The organism is Kiloniella laminariae, assembly GCF_027214005.1.
GTDB classification, from domain to species: Bacteria; Pseudomonadota; Alphaproteobacteria; order Kiloniellales; family Kiloniellaceae; genus Kiloniella; species Kiloniella laminariae_A.
In genome coordinates this window covers 1-2,332 of record NZ_JAPWGY010000026.1, presented here as the reverse complement: position 1 = coordinate 2,332, position 2,332 = coordinate 1, and the positions used below count along the sequence as shown (strand labels likewise).

The 2,332-nt window shown below is 51.5% G+C and carries 1 protein-coding gene; it reads right to left on the bottom strand.

Going from position 1 to position 2,332, the window contains the following annotated elements:
* The coding region (locus tag O4H49_RS20450; RefSeq protein WP_269425283.1) for an Ig-like domain-containing protein at window positions 1–2,332 on the bottom strand (2,332 nt) is incomplete at both ends.

Here is a 2,332-nt window from a genome sequence, read left to right as displayed (position 1 = left end):
GGTCATGAACTGTTATCTGACCTGATCTGGCTGAACCATCTGCATTGAATATTCGAACAAAGGCATCATAGTCATTCCATGTCATGGCGTAACCGCCATCAGCCAGGGCGGTGGTTACAGGTGCATAGACTTCGCTGGCAATAGTAAGGTTGACGTCAAACTCATCCCCTCTTGGGGAGCCATCGGCGTTGAATGCACGGGCCGTAATGCCCTTGAAAACTCCAAGATTGAGCCACGTGGCGACAAAACCACCATCTTCCAGTGCCGTGACAGAGGCAGATCGTAGGAAGTTGGACAACTTGTGATCCAAAACAAAAGGAACATCAAGAGCTTCGCCTTCAGGGCTGTAAAAGCGTCCATAAGCATTGTCATTCACAGTCCAGACTGATACCAGACGCCCGTCGGAAAGTTTGGTGATGGAAGTACCATTCGCCAGTTCATGATTTCCAGCCAGATCACTAACCGCAAACTCGAGGCTTGTCGGTACAACGATCCCGTCTCCCAGAGTTCCGAGAACGGGAGCTGTGTTGGGGGTATCTGCATCGGTAACGAACAGGGTGAGCGTGGCTGTTGAGGTATCACCGTTTGCCGAGGTGATCTGATAGGTAAAGCTGTCCTGGCTATCGACAGCAACACCCGGTTTTGCCGTGTAGCTGTAGGAGCCATCCGCATTGAGGGTCAGATAACCGAGAGTGGTCTCGATTGCCTGTCCAACATGGATTGCCAGTGGCGTACCATTGCCAATTGCAAGAGCGGTTATTGTTGCGCCACCGTCTCCGAGCACATCATTGGCAAGAACACCATATTGGGCTGTGAGGCTGGTTGTTACCCCCTCGACAACGGCATTGCTGTCAGCATAGGCGGTCGGACCATCGTCATTGATGGTAATCGTAATTGTTGCACTTTCTGCCGGGCCGTGCAGGCTGTCGACGGTATACCCGAAAGCCCCGGTTGTCTGGGCGTCAGAAATCAATTCGGGTTTAAGGATGGTAAAGCTGTAGGCCCCCAGACGATCCAGAGAGAAGGACCAGCTGCCGTCATTGGCAGTCCAGTTCAGGCCGGATTGCGTTGCGGCACCGAGAGATCCGTCATAAGAGCTGGAGACAATAACGCCGTGTTCGACCTCGGCCTCACCAGAGGCACCAGAAGTAAAGACCACATTGCCTGCACCGTCGAGCAGGGGTGTTTCCGAGACAACATCCACAAGATCAGCTGCAACAGGATCCGCGATTTCGTGAACATTAACCAGCTTGATGATTTCATTACTGGTTGCACCGTGATCATCAGTAATCTGGAAAGAGACACTGCGTTGTCCCTGATCGGGTGTAATGGAGCTGTTGCTGTATCCGACAGTGTCGAGCAGTGCCTGATACTGTGCCAGACTGGCGACACCGGTAAAGGTAAGCACACCTGTTGTCGGGTCATAGACAGCAGCCACACCACCGGGTAGGGCAGAGCTGGCCCAGGACAAGACATCCTCTCCGGCAACGAAGCCACCGGAAATGGAGACTGTTGCACCCGAGAGTGTGGCACTGTCGACATCAGACGTTGTCAGGTTCGGCGCCAGCAGAACAGCATCCTCTCCCTCGGTGTAGGCACGAACACCAGAACCCAAGTCAAAAACACGGGTGACGGCGTGGTAGACAGGGTTCCCGGATGAGCCTTCCTGTGCAATCCATGTGACTGCAAAGCCCCCGTCTTCTAAACCAACAACATTTGGACTATTGAAATAACTGTTTCTTGAATCAACCTTGAATTCTTCGACGATAAGTATTCCTTCTGGATCAAATACACGAGCCATGAGACCTGTCGCTGATCCGTATAGAACAACAAACCCACCGTTTGTGAGAGCTGCGATTTCCGGGGTGATTTGATAGCTGTCTATATTAATAGGGCTGAGCGCGAACTCATCCCCTTGTGCTACACCAGCAGGACTGTAGATCCGGGCGGAAATGGCATAACCATCACCATCAACGTCAGGGTCCTGGCTCTGCCAGGAGACCACAAAATTCCCATTGGCAAGGACTGTAATGGATGTGCTGCCCTGTGTATTTTCGATTTGTTGGTTGACCTGAAACTCATCCGTCAAGGGGTGACCATCAGCGGTATATATACGGGCAGAAACAAAAATACTTGAAATTGTTCCGTTAGCTGCACCTGTATTTGTTGCCCAGGTTACAACAAAGTTGCCATCAGAAAGACCAGCAATATCGGTATCATACTGGCCTCCCAGCTTGAGGTCATGAACTGTTATCTGACCTGATCTGGCTGAACCATCTGCATTGAATATTCGAACAAAGGCATCATAGTCATTCCATGTCATGGCGTAACC